23 protein-coding genes are annotated in these 22,634 nt (G+C 60.6%); 4 read left to right on the top strand and 19 right to left on the bottom strand.

Translation table 11 applies throughout. The annotated features are described in order from the left end of the window. Positions 1 to 3: 3 nt before the first annotated feature. The 13 genes from AC1DON_RS03665 to AC1DON_RS03605 form a co-directional block, all read right to left on the bottom strand. Complete coding sequence (locus AC1DON_RS03665) at positions 4 to 1,404, bottom strand: aspartate aminotransferase family protein (RefSeq protein ID WP_476933371.1); 1,401 nt, start codon at positions 1,402 to 1,404, stop codon at positions 4 to 6. Positions 1,405 to 1,512: 108 nt separating this feature from the next. Continuing rightward, the gene (locus AC1DON_RS03660) at positions 1,513 to 2,286 is read right to left on the bottom strand and encodes a gamma-glutamyl-gamma-aminobutyrate hydrolase family protein (RefSeq protein WP_476933370.1); all 774 of its coding nucleotides are present in this window, start codon (positions 2,284 to 2,286) and stop codon (positions 1,513 to 1,515) included. 89 nt (positions 2,287 to 2,375) lie between these two features. Further along, on the bottom strand, positions 2,376 to 3,488 hold the full coding sequence (locus tag AC1DON_RS03655) for an ABC transporter ATP-binding protein (RefSeq protein WP_476933369.1): 1,113 nt from the start codon (positions 3,486 to 3,488) through the stop codon (positions 2,376 to 2,378). Next, a complete protein-coding gene (locus AC1DON_RS03650) occupies positions 3,485 to 4,363 on the bottom strand; it encodes an ABC transporter permease (protein ID WP_476933368.1) in 879 nt (292 codons plus the stop codon). Before AC1DON_RS03650 ends, AC1DON_RS03655 begins: the two co-directional genes overlap by 4 nt. Continuing rightward, entirely contained in the window at positions 4,360 to 5,256 is an 897-nt protein-coding gene (locus tag AC1DON_RS03645) for an ABC transporter permease (protein ID WP_476933367.1), read from the bottom strand. The genes AC1DON_RS03650 and AC1DON_RS03645 overlap by 4 nt, the downstream gene beginning before the upstream one ends. Before the next feature lie 174 nt (positions 5,257 to 5,430). Beyond that, the gene (locus tag AC1DON_RS03640; protein WP_476933366.1) at positions 5,431 to 6,510 is read right to left on the bottom strand and encodes an ABC transporter substrate-binding protein; all 1,080 of its coding nucleotides are present in this window, start codon (positions 6,508 to 6,510) and stop codon (positions 5,431 to 5,433) included. 164 nt (positions 6,511 to 6,674) lie between these two features. Beyond that, the gene (locus tag AC1DON_RS03635; RefSeq protein WP_476933365.1) at positions 6,675 to 7,712 is read right to left on the bottom strand and encodes an ABC transporter substrate-binding protein; all 1,038 of its coding nucleotides are present in this window, start codon (positions 7,710 to 7,712) and stop codon (positions 6,675 to 6,677) included. A gap of 28 nt (positions 7,713 to 7,740) precedes the next feature. Beyond that, positions 7,741 to 9,114: a glutamine synthetase family protein gene (locus AC1DON_RS03630; RefSeq protein WP_476933481.1), complete on the bottom strand. Its 1,374-nt coding sequence runs from the start codon at positions 9,112 to 9,114 to the stop codon at positions 7,741 to 7,743. 17 nt (positions 9,115 to 9,131) lie between these two features. Continuing rightward, complete coding sequence (locus AC1DON_RS03625; protein WP_476933364.1) at positions 9,132 to 10,472, bottom strand: aspartate aminotransferase family protein; 1,341 nt, start codon at positions 10,470 to 10,472, stop codon at positions 9,132 to 9,134. After that, the gene (locus tag AC1DON_RS03620) at positions 10,469 to 10,885 is read right to left on the bottom strand and encodes a hypothetical protein (protein WP_476933363.1); all 417 of its coding nucleotides are present in this window, start codon (positions 10,883 to 10,885) and stop codon (positions 10,469 to 10,471) included. Before AC1DON_RS03620 ends, AC1DON_RS03625 begins: the two co-directional genes overlap by 4 nt. 2 nt (positions 10,886 to 10,887) lie before the next feature. Next, positions 10,888 to 12,330 (bottom strand): NAD-dependent succinate-semialdehyde dehydrogenase, encoded by a 1,443-nt coding sequence (locus tag AC1DON_RS03615; protein ID WP_476933362.1) that lies wholly within the window; start codon positions 12,328 to 12,330, stop codon positions 10,888 to 10,890. Position 12,331: 1 nt separating this feature from the next. Beyond that, positions 12,332 to 13,852: an aldehyde dehydrogenase gene (locus tag AC1DON_RS03610; RefSeq protein WP_476933361.1), complete on the bottom strand. Its 1,521-nt coding sequence runs from the start codon at positions 13,850 to 13,852 to the stop codon at positions 12,332 to 12,334. An 84-nt stretch (positions 13,853 to 13,936) separates the two neighbouring features. Further along, positions 13,937 to 14,647, bottom strand: a complete 711-nt coding sequence (locus AC1DON_RS03605) for a GntR family transcriptional regulator (protein ID WP_476933360.1) — start codon at positions 14,645 to 14,647, stop codon at positions 13,937 to 13,939. Positions 14,648 to 14,762: 115 nt separating this feature from the next. Here AC1DON_RS03605 and aptA point away from each other — a divergent pair, with 115 nt between their 5' ends. Then, positions 14,763 to 16,097: an omega-aminotransferase AptA gene (gene aptA, locus AC1DON_RS03600; RefSeq protein ID WP_476933359.1), complete on the top strand. Its 1,335-nt coding sequence runs from the start codon at positions 14,763 to 14,765 to the stop codon at positions 16,095 to 16,097. Between the two features lie 26 nt (positions 16,098 to 16,123). Here the strand turns inward: aptA and AC1DON_RS03595 are convergent, their stop codons facing one another. Beyond that, positions 16,124 to 16,399 carry a hypothetical protein gene (locus AC1DON_RS03595; protein ID WP_476933358.1) on the bottom strand — a complete coding sequence of 92 codons (276 nt, stop codon included), beginning with the start codon at positions 16,397 to 16,399 and terminating at the stop codon, positions 16,124 to 16,126. Between the two features lie 119 nt (positions 16,400 to 16,518). On the opposite strand from AC1DON_RS03595, the gene AC1DON_RS03590 reads away from it, so the two are divergent. After that, positions 16,519 to 17,073 (top strand): hypothetical protein, encoded by a 555-nt coding sequence (locus AC1DON_RS03590; RefSeq protein ID WP_476933357.1) that lies wholly within the window; start codon positions 16,519 to 16,521, stop codon positions 17,071 to 17,073. Positions 17,074 to 17,114: 41 nt separating this feature from the next. Here AC1DON_RS03590 and AC1DON_RS03585 read toward each other — a convergent pair whose 3' ends face one another. The 3 genes from AC1DON_RS03585 to AC1DON_RS03575 all read right to left on the bottom strand — a co-directional run bounded on the left by AC1DON_RS03585 (position 17,115) and on the right by AC1DON_RS03575 (position 19,003). Then, positions 17,115 to 17,315: a DUF3126 family protein gene (locus AC1DON_RS03585; protein WP_476933356.1), complete on the bottom strand. Its 201-nt coding sequence runs from the start codon at positions 17,313 to 17,315 to the stop codon at positions 17,115 to 17,117. A gap of 171 nt (positions 17,316 to 17,486) precedes the next feature. Continuing rightward, on the bottom strand, positions 17,487 to 18,314 hold the full coding sequence (cysE, locus tag AC1DON_RS03580) for a serine O-acetyltransferase (protein WP_476933355.1): 828 nt from the start codon (positions 18,312 to 18,314) through the stop codon (positions 17,487 to 17,489). Positions 18,315 to 18,373: 59 nt separating this feature from the next. Beyond that, entirely contained in the window at positions 18,374 to 19,003 is a 630-nt protein-coding gene (locus AC1DON_RS03575) for an NUDIX domain-containing protein (protein WP_476933354.1), read from the bottom strand. 56 nt (positions 19,004 to 19,059) lie between these two features. Between AC1DON_RS03575 and AC1DON_RS03570 the strand changes: the two genes are divergently transcribed. Further along, the gene (locus AC1DON_RS03570) at positions 19,060 to 19,689 is read left to right on the top strand and encodes a nitroreductase family protein (RefSeq protein ID WP_476933353.1); all 630 of its coding nucleotides are present in this window, start codon (positions 19,060 to 19,062) and stop codon (positions 19,687 to 19,689) included. On the opposite strand, the gene queF is transcribed toward AC1DON_RS03570, so the two are convergent. After that, positions 19,686 to 20,147, bottom strand: a complete 462-nt coding sequence (gene queF, locus AC1DON_RS03565; protein ID WP_476933352.1) for a preQ(1) synthase — start codon at positions 20,145 to 20,147, stop codon at positions 19,686 to 19,688. The genes AC1DON_RS03570 and queF overlap by 4 nt on opposite strands. Before the next feature lie 331 nt (positions 20,148 to 20,478). On the opposite strand from queF, the gene AC1DON_RS03560 reads away from it, so the two are divergent. Continuing rightward, positions 20,479 to 21,432, top strand: coding sequence for an NAD(P)H-dependent flavin oxidoreductase (locus AC1DON_RS03560; protein ID WP_476933351.1), 954 nt, complete (start codon positions 20,479 to 20,481; stop codon positions 21,430 to 21,432). Here AC1DON_RS03560 and metC read toward each other — a convergent pair. Further along, entirely contained in the window at positions 21,429 to 22,592 is a 1,164-nt protein-coding gene (metC, locus tag AC1DON_RS03555; protein ID WP_476933350.1) for a cystathionine beta-lyase, read from the bottom strand. The genes AC1DON_RS03560 and metC overlap by 4 nt on opposite strands. Between the last annotated feature and the right edge of the window lie 42 nt (positions 22,593 to 22,634).

Raw genomic sequence — 22,634 nt, 5'->3', positions numbered from 1 at the left:
CAATTACAACGCCCTGAGCACCGGTTCAGCCTCGTTCAGCGATCTTTCAATCGTATCGACGATACGGTCGATCTCAGCCTCGCTGATGATCAGCGGCGGACACATGACCAGGCTATCGCGGATACCGCGGACCATCAGGCCGTTTTTGATGCACAGGTCGCGGACGATCGGCCCGGCCGTGCCCTCCTTGCCGGTAAAGCGCTTGTTCGTGCCCTTTTCGGCGACGATTTCGACCGCCCCGATCAGGCCCAGCGAGCGCGCTTCGCCGACCAGCGGATGGGCATCGAGACGTTTTAGCGCCTTGGCCAGATACGGCCCGGTGACGGTCCGTGTCCGCTCGACCAGGCCCTCGTTTTCCAGGATGTCGATATTAGCCAGCGCTACAGCGGCACAGGCCGGGTGGCCGGAATAGGTATAGCCGTGGACGAAGTCGCCGCCCTTTTCGATCAGGACATCGACGATTTTTGTCGATACGCCAACCGCCGAGATCGGCAGATAGCCCGACGACAGCCCCTTGGCCATGGCGATCAGGTCGGGCTTGACGCCCCAGTGCTGATGGCCGAACCAGTGCCCCAGGCGCCCGAAGCCGCAGATGACTTCGTCGCATATCAGCAGGATACCGTACTTGCGGCAGATGGCTTCGACCTTGGGCCAATAGCTGTCGGGAGGGATGATGACGCCGCCGGCGCCCTGGACGGGCTCACCGATAAAGGCCGCGACGTTTTCCGGGCCGACCTTCAGGATACGGTCCTCGATCGACTGCGCGACGCGGGTGGCGAACGCATCCGCGTCCTCGCCAAAGCCTTCGCCAAACATGTAGGGCTGGTCGACGTGTTCGATGCCAGCAATCGGAAGGTCGCCCTGTTCATGCATGAAAGTCATGCCGCCAAGGCTTGCGCCCGCAACGGTCGAACCGTGATAGGCATTACGACGGCTGATGAAAATCTTGCGCTTCGGCTCGCCCTTCAGGTCCCAGTAGTAGCGCACCAGGCGGAAAATGGTGTCGTTGGCCTCAGAGCCCGAAGAATTGAAGAAGACGTGCTTCAGGTCGGAATTGGACTGCTGCATGATGCCGGCGATGCGTGCCGCCAGACGCACTGGCGGCGGCGTCGCCGTCTTGAAGAAGGTGTTGTAGTAGGGCAGCTCCAGCATCTGCTCATAGGCGACGCGGGCCAGGTCCTCGCGGCCATAGCCGACATTGACGCACCACAGGCCGGCCATGCCGTCCAGCAGTGACTTGCCTTCGGCGTCGGTAATGACGCACCCCTCGGCGCGAGTTATGATGCGCGATCCGCCCAGCTCGTGCTGAAGCTTGTAGTCCGACTGCGCCGGCAGATGGTGCGCCATATCGAGTTGGCGCAGTTCGTTCATGTCGTAATTGCGGATGGGCGTAGCGGCGGTCATTTATAATCCGTAGGAGCCGAGGTGGCGTCGCCCCCCGCCTCCCCATAAAATAGGTGGCGAAACTGAAGACAGGTTCGGTTATTCAGCCGCCAAAGTCAAATATTGTGATCACAATTTTGCGTGTTTCTCGGCCAGACTGGCGATCGGTGCGCCACGCAGCGCAGCCCCCATCAACCGGAAGAATATCTGACTATCGGGATAGGTGTCCACCAGCCATTCCGGGTGCCATTGCACCCCTAGGACCTGGGAGCCGCTGATATTGGCGCTGAACGCCTCGACCTGGCCATCCGGGGCCACCGCCTCGACCGTCAACCCATCGCCGAGTTTATCGACGCCCTGGAAATGGACCGAATTGACCATCAGTTGATCGCGGCCATAGACGTCGCGCAGCACGCCCCCCGGTGCCAAAGTAACCGGATGCATGTGGTCGAACATCTCCATAAAACCAGTTGTCTCCGGCGCGTGATGGCCGAGCCGGCTGCCGACGGCAGAACCGATGTCCCGCCGCAAAGACCCGCCCAACAGGACGTTGATCTCCTGGAAACCACGACAGATACCGAAGACCGGCTTGCCCATGGTGATCATGCATTCGATCATCGCCAAGGACACATCGTCCCGCCCCTTATCGTACGGACCTTCGCCGCCGTCCTGGCCGTAACGGCGCGCGCCAATGTTCGAGGGCGAGCCGGTCAGCATCAGCCCGTCAAGATGTCGTGTTACCGTCCCTGACGAAAACCCATCGGCTATGGGCGGAATCAAAAGTGCGTGGCAATCGCCATAACGGATCGCGGCGCGAACATAGCGTTCCATCACCGCATGGGCATTTTCCACACCGACCGTGCGGTTGCAGGCCATGATGCCGACGACAGGCTTATCCGCCATTATGCTCGTCCGTTATTACTTTCCGTTCCCCCGCCAAACTAACCCATTTCGGGAAAATTGGAAGTGTAAATTCGTCCGATGGCTGAATATCAGTTCAGCAGAACCGCCGGCGAACAGGCGTGGAAGCTGAGCCAGACCTTCTCATCCCACGTGAAGTCTTCCTGATCCCAGCGCGTCAGGTTGGGCCGCACGACCTTGATCAGGCGGCCGCTGGCGATCTCGACCTCGTAGATGGTTTCCGAGCCAAGATATACCATGTGCTTGATAAGGCCGGCGACGATATTATAGCCTTCGGGCGCGTCATCAACCTTGGGCGGCGTGTCCGTACGCTTGTTCAACTCGATCTTTTCCGGACGGACAGCGGCCCATACCGTGCCCTTTTCCGGGCCGGTGACGCCATGGTCAAGATAGACCGGACCGATATCGGCCGTGTTGATTACAGCGTGGTCCTTGGCATCGACGTCCAGCGTGCCCTCGAACATGTTCACACTGCCGATGAAGTCGGCGACGAAGCGCGAATTGGGGAATTCGTACAGGTCCGACGGCGTCGCCACCTGCTGCAACAACCCCTTGTTCATGACGGCGCAGCGCGTTGCCATGGCCAGAGCTTCGTCCTGGTCGTGGGTGACCATGATAAAGGTGATACCGACCTTCTCCTGCAGAATGGCCAGTTCGGTGCGCATCTGGTCACGCAGCTTGGCATCAAGTGCCGACAGCGGTTCATCGAGCAGCAGGACGCGCGGCTTCTTGACCAGAGCGCGGGCGAGAGCGACGCGCTGACGCTGGCCGCCCGACATCTGGTCGGGCTTGCGCGTGCCGAAGCCGCCGAGCTTGACGAGTTCCAAGGCTTCTTCGGCGCGGCGGCGGCGCTCATCGCCGAGGACACCGTCCATCTTCAGGCCATAGGCGACATTATCCAGCACTGTCATGTGCGGGAAGACGGCGTAGGACTGGAAGACCATATTGACCGGGCGCTTGTTGGGCGCCGTCATCGACATGTCCTGGCCATCGATCAGTACCCGGCCTTCCGTCGGCATCTCGAAGCCAGCCAGCATGCGCAAGAGCGTGGTCTTGCCGCACCCCGATGGCCCGAGCAGCGAGAAGAACTCGCCCTCATTGATGGTCAGCGAGACATTGTCCACGGCCGCGACCTTGCCGAAGCGCTTCGAAACATTCTCGAATTGTATAATTGGCTTAGTCATTTCTTTTCTCCGGCGCCGCCGTCATGGCCGGCGGTCAGGGCGTCGGAGCCCTGGAATCTGAGGGCGAGGAAGGTCAGGAGCACGGTGACGACGATCAGTATGGTCGAGGCGGCATTGACTTCGGGCGTGACCGAGAACCGCACCATCGAATAGACCTTGACCGGGAAGGTTACCGTATCCGGGCCGGCCGTAAAGAAGGTGATGACGAAGTCGTCGAGGCTGAGCGTGAAGGCCAGCAGCGCACCGGCCACCAATGACGGTGCGATATGCGGGACGATGATGTCCATCAATGTGCGGAATTCCGAGGCGCCAAGATCGCGCGCGGCCTCTTCCTGTTCACGGTTGAAGCTGGCCAGCCTTGCCCGCACAACTACCGCTACAAACGGGAAGGAGAAGGAGACGTGGGCGATGATGATGGCGCCGAGGTTGAGCGGCCAGATCAGGTCCTGCGGCCACGGCAGCACCTTGGCGAAGAAGACCAGCATGCCGACGCCCATACAGATTTCCGGCACGACGATGGGGATGGCCAGGCCGGCATTGAAAGCCGTCTTGCCCGGGAAGCGGAACCGCCACAGGACAATCGCCGCCATGGCGCCGACGACGACCGAGATGACGGTCGACAGCAGCGCTATGGTCAGGGAGTTGCCAAATGCCTCAATCAGGCTGGCATTCTTGAACGCCTTTTCGTACCAGCGCAGGGTAAAGCCGCGCCACACGGTCGTGAACCGTGAGTCGTTGAAGCTGAAGACCATCAGCGAAATCAGCGGCGCGTAGAGAAAGACGGCGACCAGGGCCAGCCAGGCCTGTAGCGGCCAGCGGCGCAGATATTCCAGCGGGCCCGGTGGGCTTTTACGGGTTTTCACAGCTTCGCTCATGCCGCCCTACCCGTATTCTTGCGCTCGATCAGGCCCTGGATGGCGATGCCGATAAAGGTCATGTAGACCAGCAGGAAGCTGAGCGCCGCACCAAACGGCCAGTTGTTGGCGCGTTTGAACTGGCTCTCGATGACGTTGGCGATCATCTGCGAATCCGGCCCGCCCAGCATGTCCGGCGTCAGATAGGACCCAAGCGCCGGGATAAAGGTGATCAGGATGCCCGACGCGATCCCTGCGCCGGCCATCGGCACCACGACATTGAACAGGGTCGAGATATGGCCTGCGCCGAGGTCGAGCGATGCCTCAAGCAGCGACCGATCCATGCGATCCAGCGTCGAATAGAGAGGCAGGATCATGAAGGGCAGATTGACGAAGACCAGGCCCAGCACCACGGCAAAGTTGGTGTTCATCAATTCCATGGCATGGAACTGCCCCAGCATACCGCCGGAAACAGCATTGATGCCGTCGAAAATCTTGTGCCAGGTCACATTGATATAGCCCTCCGTCCGCAAGAAGGCCATCAGGGCGTATGTGCGGATCAAAAGGTTGGTCCAGAAGGGCAGCATGATCAGCAGGAGTAACCACGCCTTGGCCTTGGGGGGCGCGAAGGTGATGGCCAGCGCCACCGGAAAGCCCAGCACCAGGCAAATGAAGGTCGTGATCGCCGCGATCCAGATCGACTTGACGAAAATCGCCAGATACAGCGGCTCGAAGGCGCGCTTGTAGTTATCGAACGTCGTGAAGACCGAGATGTCGATCAGGCCGACATTCTGTCCGAAGCTGTAGGCAAAGACGATCGCCAGAGGGACGAAGAAGAAGACAACCAGCCAGAACAGGGGCGCGCTGAGCATCGCCCCGAACATGCTTTTGGCCTGACGCCAGCTTTGCTCCATCTTTTTCTCCGCTCAAGCGCCGCGGGGCTCCTCGCACATTATTCGAAGCGCTAACGCTTCGCTCTTTGAGCGCAAAACTCGGGCGGCCGGTCGGCCTTGCCAGCGCTGCGCGCTGGAGGGCTGGGGTAGAAACGAAAGAACGCGCCGGTGTGATCCGACGCGTTCTGTATTGTCTTAGGAAGCCTTGATGCGCGTCATCGCCGCATCGTAGACCTGCGCGCGCTCAGGCCCTTCGAAGGCCGCGTACTCGCACTTGGCCATGACGTCCGCCGGCGGGAAGATGACCGTGTTGTTCTTGTAATCGTCAGGCATCAGCGCCTTGGCGGCCGCGTTCGGCGTCGGATACAGGATCTGCTCGTAGATCTTGGCGCCGGCTTGCGCATCGAGGATGTAGTTGATGAAGGCGTGTGCCTCTTCCGGGTTCTTCGAGTCCTTCGGGATCGCCAGACAGTCCGAATTGAGCTGCGACCCTTCCTTGGGCACAACGAAGGCCAGGTCCGGGTCTTCTTTCATGGCCTGGGCGATGTCGCCATTATATTCCATGACGATATCGACCTCCTTGGACATCAGCATGTCCTGGCCATCGTCACTGTGGAAAGCCTTCACGTTCGGCTTCTGCTTGATCAGCATGGCCTCGACCTGCTTCAGCACGTCATCGGAAATGCCGTTGACGCTGTGGCCGAGATACTTGGCGCCGAGACGCATCAGATCGCCCGATTCCGACAGAAGCGCGATGCGGCCCTTGTATTCACTCGAGTCGAGCAGGTACTTCCACGAATCCGGCACGACGCCGCCCTTCATGGCCGACTTGCGATAGCCGATACCGAGCACCAGCCAGGTGTAGGGCACGGAGAACTTGCGGCCCGGATCGTAGATCGGGTCCATGAAGGCCGGATCGACATTCTTCAGGTTCGGGATCTTGGCGTGGTCGAGCGGCAGCAGAAGGCCGGCCTGGGACATGTAGGTGACGAAGTCGTTGGACGGCACGATGACGTCGAAACCGGAATTGCCGGTCTTGATTTTGGCGAACAGTTCGTCGTTGGTGGCAAAGATCGACATATTGACCTTGATGCCCGACGCTATCTGGAAATCTGCCAGGGTCGTATCGCCGATATAGGTGTCCCAGTTATAGAAGTTGATCGTCTTCCCGCCCTTGCCGGCCGGCTTGGTGCAGCCGGACAGTCCGGCGAAGCTGATACCCACGGCAGCGGCGCCAAGGCCAGCCAGAAGCGAACGACGTCCAAACTTGCTCATGAGGTATCTCCTAAAGCTGGGGTCCGACCGGCTCTGTCCGGCTGAATTTTCGTTAACGAAGAGGAATACGGCTTTGACGGCTTGTCAATCGCAAAACGTGATCACAAGCCGTCTTATCCGGCACTATTCGCAAGCGCGTAACAAAAACACCCCAATGCGCGCGATCAATGCCCCGCGATCATCCGTACGCGTGCAAATATTTCCTCAAAGGCCTGCTGCTGCGATGCGGCAGCGCGACGTCCGAACGGGCACTTTTCCAGTTGCGCGTCAGACGGAAAGATCACCGGATTGTCGCGGTATTCCGAAGGCATCAGGGCGCGCGCCGCGGCATTGGGCGTCGGGTACATGATGGTGCTTGAAATATCGACGCCCGCCTCTGCGCTCAGCATGTAGTTGAGGAACTGGTGGGCAGAATCGGGATTGGGCGCGTTCTTCGGGATGGCCCAGCAATCGACCCAGCGCGTGCTGCCTTCCCTGGGCACGACAAAGCCCAGGTCCGGCGCCTCCCCCATGACCTGGGCAATATCGCCATTGTATTCGATGACGATATCGAGGTCGCCGGCGCGCAGCATGTCCTGACCGTCGTCGTGGTGGAAGATGACGCCGCGTTTAGCCTGCTTGCTCAGGATTTTCTCGATCTTTTTCAGCCCCTTGGCCGTGATGGCGTTCGGGTCCTCACCGATATAGCTGGCGCACAGGCGGATCATGTCGGACGGTTCGGTCAGCCAGCCGATGCGGTATCGCTTGGAGTCAAAAACGTCTTCCCACGATTTGGGCGGCTTCTTGCCCTTCATGGCCGAGCGGCGATAACCGAGCCCCAGGACAAGCCAGGCAAACGGTACGCTGTAGGCGCAATTGGGGTCGTAGGGCGGGTCGCGGAAGGGCTCAGCGATATTCCTGAGGTTCGGCAAACGACTGTGGTCGAGCTTCGCCAGCAAGCCCTCCTCGGCCATGCGGGTGACGAAGTCGCACGACGGCACGATCACGTCATAGGCTTCACCACCGCCTGCGGTACGGGCATAAAGTTCATCATTGCTGGCAAACAGGGTCATCTGGACGTCGATGCCCGACGCCGCCTTGAAGCCCGACAAGGTGTTATCGCCGACATAGGTGTCCCAGTTGTAGAAGCGCAGACTGCTGCCAGCCGCGCGCGCCTCCTGCCCCAGAACGATACCCGCCGCGACCGCTCCCGTACCTGCCAAGAAAGATCGCCGCGATACCATTTTAACCTCAGGCGTTGCGCAAGTACCAGTCGTAGTCAAGCGACGTCACTTCTTCATAGAAACGCGCCTGCTCGGTCCGCTTGACCTTGACATACATGTCTATGAAGCGCTCGCCCAGATAGTCGCGCAGAACAGCGGACTTGTCGAGGTAATCCACTGCCGCGAACCAGTTTGTCGGCAGAATAGCACCGCTTTCGGCTGCGGCTGCATAGCCGTTGCCAACGACGGCCGGGCCAGGATCGGTTTTCTGGCTGATACCGTGGTGTGCACACGCCAGAATGGCCGCCAGCACCAAGTACGGATTACCATCGGCGCCGGCGACGCGGTGTTCGACGTGGCGTGTATGGGCCGGACCCGCCGTCACGCGCAGGGAGACTGTGCGGTTATTGACGCCCCAGGTCAGGCCAACCGGTGCATAGGAGTTGGCCTTGAAGCGCTTGAACGAATTGGCGCCGGGGGCAAGAATCCCCATGCAGTCGGCCAGGTGATCCTTCATGCCGCCGATCATGTTGTGCAGCAGGGGCGAGCCAGACGGGTCTTCGGCCGCGCACAGGTTCTTGCCGTCCTTGTCCGCCACCGAGATGTGGACGTGGAAACCCGACCCGGCGCGATCGGGCCACGGCTTGGCCATGAAGGTCGCCTCGATGCCCAGGCTTAAGGCCACGCCCTTGGCCAGGCGCTTGTACATCACCGCGTCATCGGCGGCGCGCAGGGCATCGGGCTTGTGCTTCAGCGTCAGTTCGACCTGCCCTGGGGCGAATTCGGAAATCGCGCCTTCCAGCGGGATATTCTGTTCGTCGGCCGTTTCCCACAATTGGCGGAAGAAGGCACCATGGGCTTCGATTTCCGGCAGGCCGTAGACCTGGATGCCACGCGGTGTTTCATCGGTATTAAAGGTCCGGGCAGGCTTCAGTTCGCCGCCCTCGCCGCGTTCGATATCGACCAGGTAATATTCCAGTTCGCAGGCCACGACCGGCGTCAGGCCATCGGCCTTGTAGCGGTCGAGCACGCGTTGCAGCACATGGCGCGGGTCGAGATCGTTCGGCGTGCCGTCGAGTTCATAGATCGACAGCATGACCTGGCCGACATCATCACCCAGCCACGGCGCGGGCACGAGCGTCCCCGGCACCGGCCGCGCCACACGATCGGCATCGCCGTCTTCCCAGACAAGCCCCGTCTCTTCACAATCGGCGCCCAGCGTATCGACGACCAGGATCGAGCCCGGCAGGAAACGGCCATACTCAAAAATCGGCAGCAATTCGTGGCGGCGCAGGCGTTTGCCGCGCGGCACTCCGGTCATCGAGGTGAACAGGATCTCGAAATAATTAATGTGCGGATGGGCGTCGAGAAAGGCCTTGGCCTCGTCAGGCGTGGCGACCATGGGGTGCGGGGGCAGGCTCATTGGAAGTCCTTATAGTAGGGCACGAACGCCTCGACCGCAGCGACCAGACGTGAGATCGCATCTGACTCGGTTTGCGGCGAGATAAGCATCATATTGTGGAACGGCGCAATCAGGACGCCCCGGTTGATCAGGAAGATGTGAAAGGCTTCCAGCAGGTCGTGGTCGAGGTAAGGGCGCATGCCGGCGGCATCACGCGGCGGCTGTGGCGCGAAGATCAGCTCGGCGCGCGCACCGACATGGACGACGCTCCACGGCAGGGCGTGACGGTCGATCAGGTCGCGTAAGGCCCGCACCAGTTGGTCGGTTCCCGCCAGCATGTGGGCGTAGGCGGCTTCGGTCATGACCTCGGTCAGCATACATTTGGTCGCAGCCATGACCAGCGCATTGCCCGACAGGGTCGTGCCGATACCTGACTGTCCGGCGCCGATCTCGGCTTGGGTGCCGTCCATGCGCGCGGCGACGTCTGCCGTGACGCCCCAGACAGCGGCTGGAATGCCCCCGGCGATCGCCTTGCCGCAGGTGAAAATATCCGGTTGCAAACCATGTAGGCCGACATAGCCCGCCGGACCGGAGGACAGGGTGTGGGTCTCATCAAAGATCAGCAGCGTGCCGTATTGCTTCGTCAGGTCACGCAGGGCCTTGTGGAAACCCGGCTCCGGCGGGATCATGCCGAAATTGGTCATCACCGGCTCGGCCAGGACGGCAGCAACATCGCCCTTGGACAAAGCGGCTTCGAGGGCTGCGATGTCGTTGAAAGGGATAACGACCGTGGTTTCCGTCTGGTCACGGATCTGGCCGATCAGCCCCTTTTTGTTGGCAGGCCGGCCGTCATAGAGGGCGACGAAACAGTCATCGACCATGCCGTGATAGCAGCCGTCAAAGATCAGGATCTTGTCGCGTTTGGTGATCCCCCGCGCCCAGCGGATGGCGGCGCGATTGGCATCTGAAGCCGTTGTCGCCACCTGCCATTGCGGAAGACCGAAACGCGCACGCAGGAGATCGCCAACTTCATTGGCAAGCTGGGTGGGCAGCATGAAGCCAACGCCATCACCTGCCTGCTTGGCGATGGCGGCTTGCAGTTCAGGGCGCGCATGGCCGAACATGGACGGCGTGTCGCCAAGGCAGAAATCATCATAGACGTGGCCATCGACATCGGTCAGCGTCGCGGCCTTCGCATTATTCACATATATCGGAAATGGTGTCGCCCAGTCTCGCATCCAGTGCATGGGCACGCCACCGCGCCACGCTGAAGCCTTTTGAGACAAGGCTTTAGAATCGGTATTGGCGGATGCAAATATTTCGCGTTGTTCGGAAATGAAGACTTGGAGCTTGGTCATGGCGCTGTCTTTACAGCACGATACCAAGCACGACCGGCCTCTAAGCCAGGCTCGGCTTCTTCAAACTCTTCCCCGAAACGTCCACGTTGCAGAAAGACCGCCAGGACAGTCGAAGCCTCAGATCGTATGCGTTCCAGCCATTCCGGCACAATCAGGTCCCCATCCGTGATTAGACTTGGCGTATGGTCACAAACCTCATTCATGAGGATAGCGAACCTGGCCAAGGCTGAGAATTCGTCTTCCGACATTGCCGCGTTTGGGAAAGGTTTTCCGTCGGGGTCCACCCAGTCGTAAAACTGCTCGAGGTACTCATGAGCCCCCCAATCATCTAATCCATTCTCAAGCCATGCAACGGACTCCATGATGCGGTTTCGCAAGCGCTGATCAGTGACGCGTTCCGAAACCTCATCCACGATCAAATCACCCCCAGCCCGCCATAGGAGATGTATTTGATGTTCAGATACTCATCCAGACCTTCGGCAGCGCCTTCGCGGCCGAGACCCGATTCCTTGATACCACCGAACGGCGTCACCTCGGTCGAGATGAGTCCATCATTCATGCCGACCATGCCGTACTCCAGCTTCGCCGCCACGCGCATCGACCGGCCGATATCGCGCGTATAGGCATAGGCCGCCAAGCCAAACGGCGTATCGTTCGCCAGCGCAATCCCCTCTTCTTCGGTCTCAAAGCGGAAAAGCGGCGCCACCGGCCCGAAGATTTCCGTGTCGAAAATCTCCATGTCGTGGGTCACGCCGGTCAGCACGGTGCCTTCATAGAACAGGCCAGAGACGTGACCACCGACCTCGACCTGGGCGCCCTTGCTGACGGCGTCATCAACCAGGCCCTTGACCTTGTCGATGGCCTTCTGGTTGATCAGCGGCCCCAGTTGGGAGCTCTCTTTCCAGCCCGCTTCCAGCTTCATCTCCTTGACGCGCTCGGTCAGGCGGGCGGCAAAGCTATCATAGATGCCAGACTGGACCAGCAGGCGGTTGGCACACACACAGGTCTGGCCGGAATTGCGGTATTTCGACGCCAGGGCGCCTTCGACGGCCTCGTCGATATCGGCATCGTCAAAGACAAGGAACGGCGCGTTACCGCCCAGCTCCATCGAGATCTTCTTCATGGTGGGCGCGCACTGGGCATAGAGCAGCTTGCCGACCGGGGTCGATCCGGTAAAGCTCAGCTTCTTGACGCGCGGGTCAGAGGTCATGGCCTCGCCGATTGCCTTGGCCGTCGTCGAATTGACGATGGAGATGACGCCGTCGGGCAGACCGGCCTTGCGCGCCAGCACATAAAGCGCCAGGGCCGACAGCGGCGTCTCTTCCGACGGCTTGATGACGACGGTGCAGCCCGCCGCCAGGGCCGGCGAGACTTTCCGCGTGATCATCGAAATCGGAAAGTTCCACGGTGTGATCGCCGCGCAGACGCCAACCGGTTGTTTGATGGTCTGCAAGTGCTTGCTGGGCGCCGTCGCCGGAATGGTGCGGCCATAGGCGCGCTTGGCCTCTTCGGCAAACCATTCGATAAACGAGGCGCCATAGGTCACCTCGCCGCGCGTCTCCTTGATCGGCCGCCCCTGCTCCAGCGTCACCAGCAGGGCCAGGTCTTCTAGATGACTTAGGACCAGATCGTTCCACTTCTTCAGGAGGATCGAGCGCGCCTTGGCCGTCATGCCGGACCAGCTGGCAAAGGCTGCGTCGGCGGCACCAATGGCGGCCGTGGTGTCAGCGGCCGAGCCGTCCTTGACGTAGGCCAGGACATCGCCGTCGGCAGGATTGGTAACGGCGAACCAGCCGGATTTCGGTTCAAGCGAGATGGTGTCGCCGAGCAGCGAAACCTGTGCGGAGGTGAGTTTCATGTTATGCCTTGAAGCTGATCGAAACGGCCTTGAGGTCGGCATACTTATATAGGGCGTGCAGCGAACGATCGCGACCGAAGCCCGACTGCTTCACGCCGCCAAACGGCGAGGTAATGTCGCAAGCGTCCCAGCCATTGACCCAGACCAGGCCGGCCTTCAGCGCTTTGGCGGCACGCATCGCCTTGTTGATGTTCGACGTCCACACCCCCGACGCCAGGCCGTAGATAGTGTCGTTGGCGATGCGGTACGCCTCGGCTTCGTCCTTGAAGGTCATGACCGAAAGGACCGGCCCAAAGACTTCCTCCTTGGCCAGGATGTTTGCGGGGGCGATATTGTCGAGCAGAGACGGCTCGACATAGTAGCCGCCGGTCTCGGCGCGCACCTGCTTGCCACCCAGCACCAGCCGGCCGCCTTCCGCCTGGCCGCGTTCGATATATTCTAGCGCCGTATGCATCTGACGCGATGAGATCATAGCGCCGAACTGTGTGGCCGGATCGAACGGATCGCCGACCTTTATCGTCCTGACGACAGCAGCGACCTTTTTGACGAATTCGTCCTTGATCGTTTCCTCGACCAGCAGTCGCGACGCGGCAGTGCACACCTGGCCCTGATTATAGAAGACGCCCCACGCTGCGTTGGTCGCGGCGGTATCCAGGTCGTCGCTGTCGGCAAAGACAATCTGCGGGCTCTTGCCGCCCAGCTCCAGCGACACGCGTTTGAGATTCGAGTCGGCCGAGGCGCGCATCAGCATCCGCCCGACCGGCCCTGATCCGGTGAAGGCGATCATGTCGACATCCATGTGTTTGGCCAGGGCATCGCCCGCTTCGGTGCCAAGCCCGGTGACGACATTCCACACGCCTGGCGGCACACCGGCTTCCAGCGCCAGTTGCGCGGTATAGAGCGCGGTCATACTCGAGTTCTCGGCGGGCTTGAGAACGACCGAATTGCCCATGGCCAGGGCCGGCGCAACCTTCCACATCGCCATGTGCAGCGGGAAGTTCCACGGCACGATGGCGCCGATAACGCCCAGCGGTTCATGGATCACATAGGACAGGCGGTCTTCCGGCGTCGGCGCGACCTCGCCATATACCTTGTCGAGCGCTTCGGCGTAGTAGCGCGTCGAATTGATCGCCAAGGGGATGTCGACATTGCGCGCATCGCTGATCGGCTTGCCCGTATCGAGGCTCTCCAGCAGGGCCAGGTTTTCGGCGTGCTCGGTCATCAGGTCGGCCAGCCGGTGCAGGATCTTCTTCTTGGCCTTGGGCGCCAGGTTGCGCCAGCGGCCGTCCTCGAACGCTGTTCGCGCCGAGACGACAGCAAGGTCAATATCCGTCATGTCCAAGGCAGCGATATCGTTGATCTTCGTGCCGTCGCGCGACGACATATTGTCGAACGTCCGCCCCGAACGCGCGCCGACTTCCTGCCCCTCGATGATGGCCTTCGACGGCAGGCTCAAGCCCTTGACGGATTTCAGCACGCCTTCCAGCGTATCGGCGGGACTTTGGGGCGCGGATACGGGCATGCGGACACCTTAGCTAACGGATTGTGATCACAATTAGACACCGCTGCTAAAGGTCGAGTCAAGCATGCTCACAGGAAGTTTAGGTTACTTCCCTGCCCCGCGGCGCTTTTTATCCGGCTGGGCCTGGCTGCGCAGGGCATCCAGCATAAGTTCCATGCCCTCACGCACGTCGGCCGCCATCGAAGCACGCACGGCTTCGGCATCGCCACGTTCAAAGGCCGCGATCATGTCCTGGTGATGATCCTTGGGCAGGTGCACCGTCCCCATACGGGCGAAGACCACGCGCATGAACGGCCCGGCCTGCAGCCACAGGGTTCGCGCCATATCGTACAGCAGATCGGCATCAGCACGGGCATAGATGCAGAAATGGAAGTCGTGATTAGCCTGCATGTAGGCCGTTACATCACCGGTCGCCAGCGCCTTCATCAGCGTGTCATCGTCGGTCTTCAGACGGGTGATCAGGTCGGCGTCGACAAACGGCGTCGCCTGAAAGGCCAACTCGGATTCGACCCATTGCCGCGCCTTCATCAATTGCAGCAGCCGGTGCTCGGTCAGGTGCGGCACGCGCAGGCGCTTGTTCTCGGGTTGAAGCTCCAGCGCTTTTTCGGCGATCAGCCGGCGGACGGCTTCGCGTACCGGCATGGGCGACACGCCATAACGTTGCGCCAGGGTACGCAGCGACACCGACATCAAAGGGGGGATCTGACCCTGGATCAGGTCTTCGCTCAGGGCATCATACACTTGACTGTGGGTGCGTGCGTCGGCGGCCGACGGTTCGAGATTGACGACTTTCATACGCGGTTACTTGCCTCGCCCTTGCAGTTCGCCCCGCGTTGTGATCACAATATCGCCGGACTTCATGGTAGAGCTTACCACAGTTCCGCTGCGTTTCATTGAAAAAGAGCCGATTATGGATGCCCCCCGGGTGGATACCCCTTCAGCGGAAGCGCTTGACAACTTCTGGATGCCGTTCACGCCCAACCGCGCCTTCAAGGCCAAGCCCAAGCTGTTGGCGACGGCAAAGGGGATGTATTACACATCGCACGACGGACGTGAGATCCTGGACGGCACGGCGGGTCTGTGGTGTGTGAATGCCGGCCACGGCCGCGACAAGATCACCGAGGCGATCCGGCACCAGGCCGGCGTCATGGACTTCGCGCCGACCTTCAACATGGCGCATCCCTTGGCCTTCGAATTTGCCCACAAGCTGTCGGGGCTGATGCCTTATGACCTGAAGCGCATCTTCTACACCAATTCGGGCTCCGAAGCCGCAGACACGGCGTTGAAGATCGCCCTCGCTTATCAACGGGCGCGCGGCCTTGGGACGAAGACCCGGCTGATCGGCCGTGAACGCGCCTATCACGGCACGGGCTTTGGCGGCATCAGTGTCGGCGGCATCGTCCGTAATCGCATGACGTTTGGCTCCATGCTGACGGGCGTCGATCACCTGCCCCACACGCATGGCGTGGCCGGCAACCTGTTTAGCAAAGGCGAGCCCGAGCAGGGCGCCGACTTGGCCGATGCGCTGGAACGGATTGTGGCGCTGCACGATGCCTCGACCATCGCCGCCGTCATTGTTGAGCCCGTGGCCGGATCGACCGGCGTCCTCATCCCGCCCAAGGGCTATCTGCAACGCCTGCGCGCCCTGTGCGACAAGCACGATATCCTGCTGATCTTCGATGAAGTCATTACCGGCTTTGGCCGGCTGGGCGCAGCATTTGGCGCCGATTATTTCGGCGTGCGGCCGGACATGATCTGCATGGCCAAGGGTATAACTAATGCCACCGTGCCCATGGGCGCGGTTGCCTGTTCGACGCGCATCTACGACACCTTCATGCAGACATCGGAAACACCGATCGAGCTGTTTCACGGCTATACCTACAGCGGCCATCCCCTGGCTTGCGCCGCCGGCATCGCCACCCTCGACACCTACGCCGAAGACGGCTTGTTCCAACGCGCGACGGACCTTGCGCCCTACTGGCAGGAGGCGGTCCATTCCCTGCGCGATGCGAAGCACGTCATCGATATCCGCAATCTCGGCCTGATCGGCGGCATCGAGTTGGAGCCACGTCCAGGTGCTGCGACGGCGCGCGCCATGGAGGTCTTCGACCGCTGCTACGACAAGGGCGTGCTGATTCGGGTAACCGGCGACATCATCGCTCTGTCGCCGCCGCTGATTATCGAAAAGCCGCAGATCGACCGGATCGTCGAGACGATTCGCGAGGCCTTGTCAGAGACGGCTTGATACCGGTCGCGCTTTTCGGAAAGTGCTTAGACGTTCTGCCACCCCGTCGCAACGGCGGCAAAAGCCAGATAGGCCGCTATCACGCCGCAGCCAGCGACATAAGACGCGCCGCCGTTCAGCCAGCGCTTGCCGTATCCCCGCGCGGCAAACAGCGCCAACACGAAAGCCAGGTTGCCCCAGCCCCATTGCGGCGCAGGTCCCATCAGCGCGAAACCGGCCCAAATCAGGCAGATGAACAGCAGCCAATAGAGCCCGGCGCAGACCACTTTCAGCGCGTGCCACAAGCCTTCAACAAACATCACAACCCGGACTCCGTCAGGAAAAACGTCATAGGCTCAATCACATTGTTCCTTTATTTGTTATTGCGGTCTATGACAACGCGGGTTCAAGAAATGCTCAAGCGTGACGGGGTTTGTCCAATATGTTCAATGTTTCGCACAAGATCGAAGTCATCAAGTCGACGGTTATCGCCGTGGTCCTGTGTGTGGCCTGCGCTATCGCTGGGATCGTGTGGCTGAGCATCGCGCTTTACAACTATCTCAAGGTCGCCATGGGCGAAATCGCCGGACCGGCGGTGCTGGGGGCTGCCCTGTTCGTGCCGCTGATCGGCTACGGCATCTATAAAGCCGTCAGCAAGACCGACAAGCGCAGCAAACAGGAGCGGATGTTCGACGAAGCTTTTGCCGGCACGTCGGTCGGCAGCCTGTCGCGCATGATCGAAACCATGTCGCCGCACTCACCCTTCCTGGCCGCTTTGGTCGCCGTCATGGGTGGCTTCCTGGCGTCGCGTTTCCCGCAGTTTCTCACCATGTTCTCCGAATTAGTTGTGGCTTTAGGGGACGAACTCGATCGCCGCCGCGTGCGCAAGTCAGAGGAAAAGGTCCGCAAAGAAGAAGAGCGCAGCGGCGCTACCCCACCGCCGCCCGACGTCGAGCCGGTATCGCGCCGTCGTCGCTCGAAAGCAGATGTCTACTAAGAACAAAGGCGCCGGGTTCATCCGGCGCCTTTCTAATTTTTCTAGAGGTCTTCCTTGAGGATGGCCATTTCGAACATGTAGGAGCCCTCCTCGTCCTCGTCGACATAGACGACGCCGATGAACTCTTCGCCGACGAACACTTCGGCCGAATCCTTCTGCTTGCGCGCCTTGACCTCAAGCCCCTTGGTCTTGAAGGTCTTGAACAGATAATCCTGCACCTTGTTGATTTCGGACGGGTTCATAGGCAGCCTCTTTTAAGTTGGTCGTCCAGGCGTCGTTCATGCTCACGCCCCATTTATGAGCGCATCAAAGCACAGATCACCGCGGACAGGGATAAACTTTGTGTGTGGCGAGGCTTTAGGCGATAAGGCGCGCAGGCGCAAATAGATACGCCGCTTATCCCCGCGTTTTACCTAAATCGAATAGTCGAAATCGATATCCGGCATGGTGTGGTCCATCTGGCGCGCCGGGTCCTCACAGGTCTTGCAGTTGACCAGCTTGGCCGGGACGCCTGCGGCCGTGCAGTGCGCGGGCACGGGCTTGAGAACCACCGAGCCCGAAGCGATCTTGGCGTAGTCGCCGATCTGGATATTGCCCAGCACCTTGGCGCCGGCGCCCAAAAGCACGCCCTTGCCGACCTTGGGATGTCGATCACCGCGCTCAGCGCCCGTCCCGCCCAGCGTCACGCCCTGCAGGATCGAACAGTCGTCGCCCACAACCGCCGTTTCACCGATAACGATGCCGGTGCCGTGGTCGAGGAAGACCCCTTTGCCGATGCGCGCGGCCGGGTTGATGTCGATCTGGAAGAGTTCCGACACGCGGCTTTGCAGGAAGTGCGCCATGGTATAGCGGCCATCCTGCCAGACCTTGTGGGCCACGCGGTAAATTTGCAGGCTGAGAAAGCCCTTGAAGAACATGAAGGCCTGGAGGTAGCCCTTGGCGGCCGGGTCACGCTCATAGACGGCCTGAAGATCGGCCTGGGCGGCTTCAACAAGCGAGGAATCCGAAGCATAAACCTTCTGGACCAGCTCACGCAGGGTCATGCCGCGAAGCGAGTCGTCGCCCAGCTTGCGCGCGATGTGATAGGACAGGGCCGAGGCCAGGTCGTCGTGCGACAGGATGGTCGAATGCAGCATCGAGGCCAGGCCCGGTTCCGCCGCAATAGCGTCGCCAGCCTCCTGACGCAGGCACAGCCAGATCGGCTTGTCGTCCGGCGTGATGACCTCAAAAACCTGAGCCATACTTCTTTCCTTGCGCTACCGCTTCGCTGCTTGAGCGCGGTTGGAGTTCCAAGTTCTCGTCAGCGCGCCAGAACCGCTGCCGTCAGATGCGATGGCAGTTCGCCGCTTACGGCCATATGGTGCACCCTGAGTGTACAAGCAACGGTTAAACCGTCGCGAACCTGACCATTTATAACAGCTTTTAGTAGCTGCGAAAAGGGAACGCGGGCATATTCGAAGCGTTCGGTCTCATCAGGCTCGGTTTCAGCCGCGGTCAGCCCCAGGGCGAGGAAACAGACCGCGACTTCGTCGGTCACCGAATTCGACATGTCGAACTCTAAAATCTTGCGCATATCGGACGAGATGAGCCCCGCCTCTTCGTGCAGTTCACGGCGCGCGGCGTCTTCGGGATCTTCGTCCAGCGGTCCGCCGCCTTCGGGAATCTCCCAGCTATAGGCGTTCATGGCAAACCGTTGCTGCCCAACAAGCGGCACTGTGCCGTCGTCGTGCAGAGCAAAAACGGCAATGGCGCGGTTCATAAAGCGCACCACGCCATATTGTGCCGGATTGCCTGTCGGCGCCGTCACCTGACTGGCTTCGACTCGTATCCACGGGTTCTGGAAGACGATCTCGCAGGTGTGCTGCGTCCAGTCGGCGCGCGCGGCCGTGGCTTTAGCCGTGTCCCAGGGCGGAATATTTGTGTTGCTCATAGGCTGTGCAATCGCACGACGCAGCCTATATAGTCAAAGCGATTCAAGGAGCACGCATGGCCGATTTTGACCTCAACCCGACCGCCATAGAATTCGGCCAGCCACTGGAGCAAAAGCCGTCGGCCGAAGTGCTCGACCGTTTGTTCCATCGCCGCAGTGCTCCTGCCCCCACCCTGACCGCGCCAGGACCATCAGGCGACGAGATCGAGCTGCTGATCAAGATCGGTCTGCGCGTCCCGGACCATGGCAAGATCGGCCCCTGGCGGATCGTCCGCTTCACCACCGAAGCCAAGGCGAAGCTGGTCGAGACGTTGGTCACGCTGGCCCAGTCGCAGACTGAAGCGAAAAAGGCAGAGGTGGCGCTGCTCAAGATGTCTACGCCGCCGGAAATGCTGTTGGTCGTTTCTTCGCCGATCCAGCCGCACAAGATTCCGTTGTGGGAACAGCAGTTGTCGGCCGCGGCCGTCTGCCAGAACCTGCTGATCGCGGCCGGCGCCATGGGCTATGGCGCCAACTGGATTACCGACTGGTATTCTTACGATGCCGAAGCCAAAGCATTGATGGGTTTGAGCCCCGATGAAAACGTCGCCGGCTTTATCTACCTTGGCACGCCCAACGAAGCGCCGCTGGAACGCGATCGTCCAAACTACGACGAACGCATCAGCTGGTGGCAGCCGAAGGGTTAGCCCCTTCCGCGATAGGTCTGGACGCCGAACTCAGGGATCAGCACGCCCTTGGGCGGCTCATTGGTCTGCCAGAAGACGTCGATCGGAATACCGCCGCGGGGATACCAGAAACCACCGATCCGCAGCCAGCGTGGATCAAGCAGGTCCTTGAGTCGCTTGGCGATATGGATCGTGCAGTCCTCGTGGAAAGCACCATGATTTCGGAACGCCGTCAGGAACAGCTTCAGCGACTTCGATTCGACCAGCCAGTCGCCCGGCACATAGTCGATGACCAGGTGGGCGAAGTCAGGCTGGCCCGTTACCGGGCACAGCGAAGTGAACTCAGGGACAGTGAAGCGCGCAACATAGTCGATATCGGGGTGCGGGTTGGGGACGCGTTCCAGCGTCGCCTGTTCGGGCGAAGCCGCCGGCCGGGCATCGCCGCCCAACTGGGTCAGGTTGTCTGTATAATGGCTCATGGCTCCTATTTAAACGCCCATGCCTGGAAGACAAGAACGCAGGTGCAAATTGATCCGCCTGAGTGCGTATCTTCTCAAGAGCTGGCCCCGCCCACCGCCTGACCGCGGTCCCCCCTCCCCATGAATGGGGAGGGCGTAGTGTTTCAGTTCCAATTGAAGAACTAAGCTTCTGATAAACATATATTCTTCGCCTACCCCATTCATGGGGAGGGGGGACCGCGAGCGGAGCGAGTGGTGGGCGGGGCCATGCTTCAGAAGAAACGAGCGCTTTACGTTTAGGTCAATTTCGGGCAAGGTGCCTGTATAAACATAAGGGCCACAGGGACGCGCCATGATACCCGCCACACTCCGCAGGAACCTGCGTTTTCCCGCCATTGCGGCGCCCATGTTCCTGGTGTCCGGGCCGGAGCTGGTCATCGCGACGTGCAAGGCCGGGATGATCGGCACCTTCCCTGCCCTTAACCAGCGCACCACCGACGCCTATGTCGAGTGGCTGAAGCAGATCGAAGCGGCACTCGGGCCAGATGATGCAGCCTACGGCGTCAACCTGATCGTCCACGGCACCAATACGCGGCTGATGGACGACCTGAAGGCCACCGTGGCGCACAAGGTCCCCCTGGTCATCACCAGCCTCGGCGCCGTCAAGGACGTGGTCGATGCGGTTCATTCCTACGGCGGCATTGTCTTTCACGACATCATCAATGCCCGGCACGCCCAGAAGGCCGCAGAGGCCGGCGTCGATGGCCTGATCCTGGTCTCGGCCGGCGCTGGCGGCCATGCCGGCAACCAGCACCCATTCGCCCTGATCAACGAAATCCGCAGCTTCTTCAAAGGCACGCTGATCCTGTCAGGCGCTTTGTCCACCGGCCAGGACGTGGCCGCAGCCCTGATGGCCGGCGCCGACCTCGGCTATATGGGCACGCGCTTTATCGCTACGACTGAGGCGCGCGCCGACGCTGACTATAAGCAGATGCTGATCGACACCACCGCCAAGGACATCACCTATACGGATGCGATTTCGGGCATCAATGCCAACTTCCTGACCCCGTCTCTGGTCAGCAACGGCCTCGATCCCAATGCCGCCAAGGACCCGAAGCACAAGATCGACATGGCGCACGAACTCAACCCCGACGCCAAGGCGTGGAAGACCATCTGGTCAGCCGGCCAGGGCGTCGGCTCGATCCATGAGGTCATGCCGGTCGCCGAGTTGGTCGAGCAGCTGTCGGACGAGTTCGCCGCCGCCACCGACCGCTTCTTCAAGACCTCGGCGGGTTTTGACCTCTAGAAGACGTCGAGCGCCTGTTCGATGTCGTTGATCAGATCATCAACGTCTTCCAGGCCAACATAGAAGCGGATCGCCGATCCCGACAGCAGCCAGTCATCGTCATCCGACAGTTTGGCACGGCCTCTGATCTGCGGCTCGCAATAGACGGCCAGGCTCTCGAACCCGCCCCAGCTAAAGCCCAAACCGAACAGCTTCAGGCGGTTGAGGAAGGCCTGCGACTTGGTCTCGTTGCCGCCTTTGAAGATGACCATGAACAGGCCGTTCGCTGCCGTGAAATCGCGTGCGAACGTCTCGTGCCCGCGATGGCTGGCTAGGCCCGGATGGACGACATGCGCCACTTCCGGCCGGTCTTCGAGCCATTTGGCAATTTTCAGCGCCGACTCACCGGATTGTTTCAGGCGCGGATGCAGTGTGCGCAGGCCGCGAATGGCGAGATAGCTTTCATCGGCCGAGGTGAAGAAGCCCCAAGCCTTGATGGTCGCATAGATTTTTTTTGCCAGCGTCTCATCCGAGACGGTGACCGAACCGATCAGTATATCGCTATGGCCGCCGACATATTTGGTCAGGGCCTGCATGGACATGTCGATGCCGTGCGCCAATGGCTTGAACAGCACGCCCGCGCCGTAGGTATTGTCACACAGGGTCAGGATGCCCTTTTCCTTGGCCAGTTTTGCAAGGCCCGGAATGTCCTGGATATCGAAGGTCAGCGAGCCCGGACTTTCGATATAGATCAGCTTGGTCGCAGGCGTCGCCAGTGCCACGACCTCTTCGGCGCTCAGGCGCGGATCGTAATAACGCGTCGTCACGCCATAGCGCTTCAGTTGCGTCTCGAGGAAACGGCGGACCGGCGCGTAACAGGAATTGACGACCAGAATATCGTCCCCCGCCTGCAAGAAGGCAAAGAACGGCACGGTCAGCGCGGCCAGACCCGTCGGCAGGATAAAGGCCTGGCACCCGCCTTCGAGATCAGCGATCAGCCGGCACAGTTCGTTCTGCGCCGCCAGCCCATCGGTGCCATAGGTTGGCTTGATGTCGTCATTATAGAGGACTTCAGCGCTTTCCATCAGCACGGTCGAACCGCGCTCCGGCGCGACATTGACCGGGCGGCGGCTGTTGGCGCGGCCATAGGTGGCGGACGTCAGGCGGGTCGTTTCTTTCATTTCAGGCTCCGGATCGTCCCGCCTTGAACCGTGAAACGACGA

It is taken from the genome of Asticcacaulis sp. P4_H10 (genome assembly GCF_056400965.1).
Note: the sequence above shows the minus strand (reverse complement) of the source record. Positions and strands in the feature narration are given on the sequence as shown.

Coding starts and splice junctions, on each gene's coding strand:
- AC1DON_RS03660 (WP_476933370.1), bottom strand. CDS start 2,286: ATGGCGGATAAGCCTGTCGTCGGCATCATGGCCTGCAACCGCACGGTC.
- AC1DON_RS03590 (WP_476933357.1), top strand. CDS start 16,519: ATGTTCAATGTTTCGCACAAGATCGAAGTCATCAAGTCGACGGTTATC.
- AC1DON_RS03605 (WP_476933360.1), bottom strand. CDS start 14,647: ATGAAAGTCGTCAATCTCGAACCGTCGGCCGCCGACGCACGCACCCAC.
- cysE (WP_476933355.1), bottom strand. CDS start 18,314: ATGGCTCAGGTTTTTGAGGTCATCACGCCGGACGACAAGCCGATCTGG.
- AC1DON_RS03655 (WP_476933369.1), bottom strand. CDS start 3,488: ATGACTAAGCCAATTATACAATTCGAGAATGTTTCGAAGCGCTTCGGC.
- AC1DON_RS03665 (WP_476933371.1), bottom strand. CDS start 1,404: ATGACCGCCGCTACGCCCATCCGCAATTACGACATGAACGAACTGCGC.
- AC1DON_RS03640 (WP_476933366.1), bottom strand. CDS start 6,510: ATGAGCAAGTTTGGACGTCGTTCGCTTCTGGCTGGCCTTGGCGCCGCT.
- AC1DON_RS03625 (WP_476933364.1), bottom strand. CDS start 10,472: ATGACCAAGCTCCAAGTCTTCATTTCCGAACAACGCGAAATATTTGCA.
- AC1DON_RS03560 (WP_476933351.1), top strand. CDS start 20,479: ATGATACCCGCCACACTCCGCAGGAACCTGCGTTTTCCCGCCATTGCG.
- AC1DON_RS03615 (WP_476933362.1), bottom strand. CDS start 12,330: ATGAAACTCACCTCCGCACAGGTTTCGCTGCTCGGCGACACCATCTCG.
- AC1DON_RS03575 (WP_476933354.1), bottom strand. CDS start 19,003: ATGAGCAACACAAATATTCCGCCCTGGGACACGGCTAAAGCCACGGCC.
- queF (WP_476933352.1), bottom strand. CDS start 20,147: ATGAGCCATTATACAGACAACCTGACCCAGTTGGGCGGCGATGCCCGG.
- AC1DON_RS03630 (WP_476933481.1), bottom strand. CDS start 9,114: ATGGTCGCCACGCCTGACGAGGCCAAGGCCTTTCTCGACGCCCATCCG.
- metC (WP_476933350.1), bottom strand. CDS start 22,592: ATGAAAGAAACGACCCGCCTGACGTCCGCCACCTATGGCCGCGCCAAC.
- AC1DON_RS03585 (WP_476933356.1), bottom strand. CDS start 17,315: ATGAACCCGTCCGAAATCAACAAGGTGCAGGATTATCTGTTCAAGACC.
- AC1DON_RS03570 (WP_476933353.1), top strand. CDS start 19,060: ATGGCCGATTTTGACCTCAACCCGACCGCCATAGAATTCGGCCAGCCA.
- AC1DON_RS03650 (WP_476933368.1), bottom strand. CDS start 4,363: ATGAGCGAAGCTGTGAAAACCCGTAAAAGCCCACCGGGCCCGCTGGAA.
- AC1DON_RS03610 (WP_476933361.1), bottom strand. CDS start 13,852: ATGCCCGTATCCGCGCCCCAAAGTCCCGCCGATACGCTGGAAGGCGTG.
- aptA (WP_476933359.1), top strand. CDS start 14,763: ATGGATGCCCCCCGGGTGGATACCCCTTCAGCGGAAGCGCTTGACAAC.
- AC1DON_RS03645 (WP_476933367.1), bottom strand. CDS start 5,256: ATGGAGCAAAGCTGGCGTCAGGCCAAAAGCATGTTCGGGGCGATGCTC.